General features: G+C 49.2%; 4 protein-coding genes and 2 pseudogenes. 2 read left to right on the top strand and 4 right to left on the bottom strand.

Annotation, left to right across the window (positions count from 1 at the left end; genetic code table 11):
* Positions 1–109 (top strand): annotated as a pseudogene (locus ACJHVI_RS01000) (IS1595 family transposase); the annotation flags it as partial.
* 407 nt (positions 110–516) lie between these two features.
* Here ACJHVI_RS01000 and ACJHVI_RS00995 read toward each other — a convergent pair.
* Positions 517–735 carry a hypothetical protein gene (locus ACJHVI_RS00995; RefSeq protein ID WP_483182717.1) on the bottom strand — a complete coding sequence of 73 codons (219 nt, stop codon included), beginning with the start codon at positions 733–735 and terminating at the stop codon, positions 517–519.
* Between the two features lie 40 nt (positions 736–775).
* Here ACJHVI_RS00995 and ACJHVI_RS00990 point away from each other — a divergent pair.
* Positions 776–910 (top strand): annotated as a pseudogene (locus ACJHVI_RS00990) (mandelate racemase); the annotation flags it as partial.
* Positions 911–927: 17 nt separating this feature from the next.
* On the opposite strand, the gene tehB reads toward ACJHVI_RS00990, so the two are convergent.
* The 3 genes from tehB to ACJHVI_RS00975 all read right to left on the bottom strand — a co-directional run bounded on the left by tehB (position 928) and on the right by ACJHVI_RS00975 (position 5,119).
* Positions 928–1,782 carry an SAM-dependent methyltransferase TehB gene (gene tehB / locus ACJHVI_RS00985; protein ID WP_483182716.1) on the bottom strand — a complete coding sequence of 285 codons (855 nt, stop codon included), beginning with the start codon at positions 1,780–1,782 and terminating at the stop codon, positions 928–930.
* A 102-nt stretch (positions 1,783–1,884) separates the two neighbouring features.
* Positions 1,885–3,447, bottom strand: coding sequence for a peptide ABC transporter substrate-binding protein (locus ACJHVI_RS00980; protein ID WP_483182715.1), 1,563 nt, complete (start codon positions 3,445–3,447; stop codon positions 1,885–1,887).
* A 103-nt stretch (positions 3,448–3,550) separates the two neighbouring features.
* Complete coding sequence (locus tag ACJHVI_RS00975) at positions 3,551–5,119, bottom strand: peptide ABC transporter substrate-binding protein (protein WP_483182713.1); 1,569 nt, start codon at positions 5,117–5,119, stop codon at positions 3,551–3,553.
* Positions 5,120–5,694 lie beyond the last annotated feature (575 nt).

The following is a 5,694-nucleotide window of genomic DNA, read 5'->3' as shown; positions in this document are numbered from 1 at the left end:
CGGATTGGTTGATGTGGGTTATAGCAAGCATTTGCGGGTTAATCACGGACAAAATGAATTTGCTTATGGCAGCAGACACATCAACGGTATAGAAAGTTTTTGGAGTTTTATAGTCTCTTCAGATTAAAATGATACGCCTTAAAACAAGATATTGAAATATTTTTCAATATCTTGAAAATTTTTATTGTCTCATTTTAATCTGAAGAAACTATACCAAAAGAAGGCTTGAAACCTTTGCAAACCCCCAAAGCGCGTGCAAACCGCTTGCATGGCTTTGGGGTTTTGCAAAGGTTTCAATCTGCATTCTGTCGGTAAGATTGAGATAGGCATAATTGCCGGTCGAGCCTAATGCGGCAATAAAGGGCATTCGGCTGCGCTTGAGCAGTTCAAGTATCGCAAGATAGGATTACTTATCAGGAGTTTGCCTGCCTTTATGCTGTGTGAAGGGCAGAAAGGGAAAGGCCAAAGGTTTTGTTGGAACATGAATGACTCCTATAAAAACAGTGTGATAAAACGTTATGATTTTGCTTGCGCTTTGACTTGCTGCCAAAAGGCTTCGCTATAGCTTGAGGCTTCGCCGCGGCATAAAACGATATCGATGTCAATCCGCCATTGCGGTTCGGCGGCGGCAGCGTGAATAAGAAAATCTTCGTTTACGCCGCCGGCGGCTATAGTCGGAGAAGTGAAAAAGTAGTACAAGGCGGCGAGCCGCAGACAGTACAGATAGTACGGCAAGGCGAACCAACGCCGTAATACTTTTTCAATTCTTCGACTATATTACTATCCGGGGCAGGATTACAAAAAACTGCAAGACGAAATGCGCAGCTATCTCGACCGCGGCTATACGGTAGTAAAAAAGAAAATCGGCTGCGCTTCGCTGGATGAAGACCTGCGCCGCATCGATGCGATGCCCGACAAAACGAGCTTTTAATGCTTTTGCGCCAGCATCGTAACGAATGTCAATTCAATCGGATTGCCTTGCGCATCGGTGGCGTGCATTTTGCCCGGCGCTTCTTCATAGACATGCAGTTGCCAATCTTGATAGTAGCGGCGCAACTCGCCTTCGGCAAAAGTGAAGCTGAATGGCATATGGCAGGGATAATCGGCGCTGTGCATGGCGCAGACAATCAGATTATAGCCGCCGTGGCGTGTTTTGGCCTGCATATCGGCAATAATGGCGGGGATTTTATCCGCCTGTAAAAACATCATGACCACAGTAGAGATAATGCAGTCGTATTCGCCCGCAATATCGGCCTGATGAATATCATAGACGACGGTATCCAGCGGCAATTGCATCTCCGCGGCAAGACGCGCGATGCTCTCCACGGCGGCGGGCTGATAATCTGCAGCTCTGACGCGATAGCCCATCAAGCTTAGCGGCAGGGCATTGCGCCCCTGTCCGCAGCCCAAATCCAGCACTGTGCAAGGCGGCACGATATCGAGCATATGTTTGACCGCCGAATGAATCGCCGTCATGCCGTATTTTTTCGTGAAATAGTCGCTTTTTTCGCAGTAAAAACTGAGCTGCATCCGCATATCCTCGCTCAGCGGCGCGACTTTGTGCCAAGCCTGCGGCTCGACAAAGAGCGGCGTATTCTGTGGATTGAGCCGCGTTTCGGAAAGGATATTGCCGGCTTCGTCCATGGCGTAATACATCAGTTCGCCTTGCAGCACCTGCACATGCCCCCATGTGCCGACCTTGGTATTGTGATGCTGCAAAAAAGCCTTGGGAAGATCATCAGCACCCCATTGCGGCATGGTTTTATAAGCGATTAAGTCCATATTGTCCTCATAGTCAAAGATTGAAATAATAAGGCATCAACTTACCCCGTTTCATTTGTGCCTTTAGCAAAAAAGGCGGCTTATCGCCGCCTTTGTCCGTATTTACGGACGGTTGACTTTCAGATATTTGCTTTGCCAGTGATCCATGACATTGGCTTCGTAGCCGCTGACATAGGGTTTTACCATGTGTTTGGAAACAAAGTAATACACGGGAATAAGGCTGAAATTATCAATCAGGCGTTTTTCGGCTTGATGCAGGATTTCCGAACGTTTGCCCATGTCTTGGGTTTGCGCGGCTTGCGCAATCAGGGCGTCAAATTCGGGGTCTGCCAAGCCGACGGTGTTAGAGCCGCCGCCGCTGACGAATAAATCCAAGAAGGTGTTGGCGTCGTTATAGTCGCCTAGCCAGGAACCGCGGAAGACTTGCGTATTGTAGCTGCGGCGGTCGCTGAGATAGGTTTTCCATTCTTTATTAATCAGCTCGGTTTCTACGCCGAGGGTCTGTTTCCACATGGCGGCAAGGGCAACGGAGATTTTCTGATTGTTTTCATTGGTGTTGTACAGCAGTTCCACTTTCAGCGGATTGTCTTTGCCATAGCCGGCTTCCGCATACAGTTGCTTGGCGCGGGCGATGCGTTCTTCGCGCGGCATATCGGCATAGGCAGGGCGATAGGAAGCGCCGTAATTATCCACTCCCGGCACGACAAAGCTGTAAGCGGGTTCCTCGCCGCTGCCGGTAATGTTTTTCACAATCGGCTCGCGCTCTACCGCCAAGGTCAGGGCTTCGCGCAATTTGATGTTGTCTTTGAACGGCGGCTTGGTCAGGTTAAAGCCGTAATAAAACACGCCCAATTGGCTGTGGGTATGCAGTTCTTGCGGCAGGTTTTCGCGCACCCATTTCAGCTGTTCTACCGGTACGTCGGAAGTGAAATCCAATTCGCCAGCGCGGTAGCGTTGCAGGGCGGCATTAGGCTGCGCCGGATAATAGATGACTTTGTCCAAGCTCACTTGATCGGCATTGAAATAATGCGGCGCTTTGGCTAATACAAGGCGCGCCTGCGGCTGCCATTCTTGCAGGGTAAATGCGCCGTTGCTGACGATGTTTTCCGGACGCGTCCATTCTTTTTGGTGTTTTTCCACCACCGCTTTGGACACGGGATAGGCGACTGCATTGGTCAGCATGCCTAAGAAATAAGGGGTCGGATTTTCCAGTTGCACTTTCAGGGTGCGTGCGTCAATCGCTTCTGCGCCCAATGCGGCGACTTCCGCATTGCCTTCATTGATGGTTTTGGCGTTTTTAATCGGATAGAGGAAGAAGGCGTATTTGCTGCCCACCGCAGGATCGAGCGCGCGCTGCCAAGCGTAAACGAAATCCTGCGCCGTAACCGCCGTGCCGTCCGACCATTTGCCGTCGCGCAGATGAAAGGTGTAGGTCAGTCCGTCTTCGGAAATCTCCCAACGCTCCGCCGCGCCAGCGATTAAAGAGGCGTCGGGCGCTTCGTCCACCAAGCCCAAGAACATATCGCGCAGAATGTGCATTTCCGGCATGCCCTGCGCCAGTTGTGGGTCTAAAGTAGAGGGTTCGTCGTCATTGCTGCGGTGCAGCACGTTTTCTGCCTGTGCGCCCAAGGCGGCAAGTAATAATAGGGGTAAGAGTTTTTTCATAAAGGCTTCTTAAATGGTCAAATGCGGCTTTGCCGTCTTGCCCGCCTTGATGCGGATTGGCGCAAGGCGGGTTTTTTATCCGTGGCTGAGACGGTTGTTAGGATTATTTTTCCAGATAGATATATTTGGAGCGTGAGTGATCCATAATATTGATTTCATAGCCTTTCACATAGGGCTTGACTAAGCGTTTGCTGACATAGGAGTAAATCGGCAAAATCGCGAAATCATCGGTAAACAATTGCTCCGCCCGATGTAAAATCTTGCCGCGCGCATCCAAATCCTGCTCTTTTGCCGCCTGTGCCAAAAGTTCGTCAAATTCGCTTTGCGCGAAGTCCACGTCATTTAAGCCGCTGCCTGCTTGGAACATCTCAAGGAAGGTATAGGGATCGTTATAATCGCCAATCCAGCCGGCACGGAAGATTTGCGTATTTTTCTCGCGCCGCGTTTGCAGAAAGACTTTCCATTCTTGGTTGGTCATTTCCGTTTGCACGCCTAAGACCTGCTTCCACATGCCGGAAACGGCAACCGCGATTTTCTTATGGTTTTCGCTAGTGTTGTAGAGCAGTTCCACTTTCAGCGGATTGTCTTTGCTGTAGCCTGCTTCGGCGTATAAACGCTGCGCTTCGGCGATTTGCTTGTCGCGCGGCCAGCTCGCGTATTCCGGCACATAATGCTCATAGTGCATCACACTCGGCGGCACAATAGTATAAGCGGCTTTCTCGCCTGCGCCGGTTACTTTTTCCGTCAAAATATTGCGGTCAATCGCCAGACTCAAGGCTTGGCGCAATTTCAGATTGTCTTTAAAGGGCGCTTTGCTTAGATTCAGACCGTAGTAGTAAGTGCCTAAATAATCGCCAATTTTCAATTCTTCCGCTAGGTTTTCTCTAATCCATTTAAGTTGGTCATTAGGAATTTCATTTGTCCAATCCAATTCGCCGGCGCGGTAGCGCTTCAGCTCGCTGTTTTGGTCTTCGGTGGGGTAGAAAATCACTTGATCGAGCTTCACTGCCGCTTTATCCCAGTAAGTATCGGATTTTTCCAGCGTGATATGAGACTGCAAGACCCAGTCTTTCATTTTAAAAGGTCCACTGGAAACGATGTTCTCCGGACGCGTCCATTCTTTGCCGTGTTTTTCCACGACCGCTTTCGGCACGGGATACGTGGAGGAATGCGTGAGCAAGCCCAAGAAATAAGGCGTCGGCGCATTCAGCGTGATTTCCACCGTGTGCGCGTCAATGGCTTTGACACCCAATTCGCTGCTGTCTTTGATTTCCCCTTCGGTAATTTCTTTCGCGTTTTTAATCGGGTAAGCGATAAAGGAATATTTGGAACCCGTAGCAGGGTCAACGAGGCGGCGCAGGGCAAATACCACATCTTCTGCGGTGAAAGGGCTGCCGTCCGTCCAATTCTGTTCCTGCAAATGGAAGGTATAGACCAAGCCGTCGGCAGAAATATCCCAAGATTTTGCCAAACCCGGCACCAATTCCCCTGCGGCATCTTCCGCCACCAAGCCTTCAAACAAATCGCGCTGAATATTCGATTCGGGCACGCCTTCGGAAATTTGCGGATCTAAAATCTGCGGCTCGGTGCCATTGCCGCGGCGAAATATCATTTCCGCACTGGCGCTGCTTGCCAAAACGGCCAAAATGGCCACGCTTAATGCTTTTTTCATCAGATACACTCCTCTATCACTATGGGAAAGACGGCGCGTAAGCGCCAAGCGCAAGATTATACCAAGTCTGATATCTTTGCAAAAAACCTTGAGTAAGCATTTACCAAAATGTTTTATAGGAAGTCTTTGCTAAAGCGACATAAGCTTAATTCATGGCAAAATGTTTCAACACACAGAGCGACACATAAAGCGTCGCTCTACGTGTTCCCCTGAATTGGAAGAGGTTACACCTCTCCCACAAGATTATCCTCCCTAAAGGGAGGGGTTTCAACCAGTAAGGAAATTTTGATGAATTTCTTTTCAAGAGGTAGCGGAGATACTTGTATCCGACATTGTTCGAGCTATATAGTCGAAGAATTGAAAAAGTATTTCGGCGTTGGCTCGCCTTGCCGTACTATCTGTACTGTCTGCGGCTCGCCGCCTTGTATAGTACCTTAACTTCAAAATGAGACTTAGAGATACACATTTTGTCAGGAGTACCGCTTAGAATAATCTCATTTTGAAGTTAAGACACTATACTACTTTTTCACTTTTCCGACTATACATTTGTCGGATTCAAGAATCCGACCTACAAT

The organism is Suttonella sp. (assembly GCF_056855035.1).
This window is presented reverse-complemented; position numbering and strand designations above follow the sequence as displayed.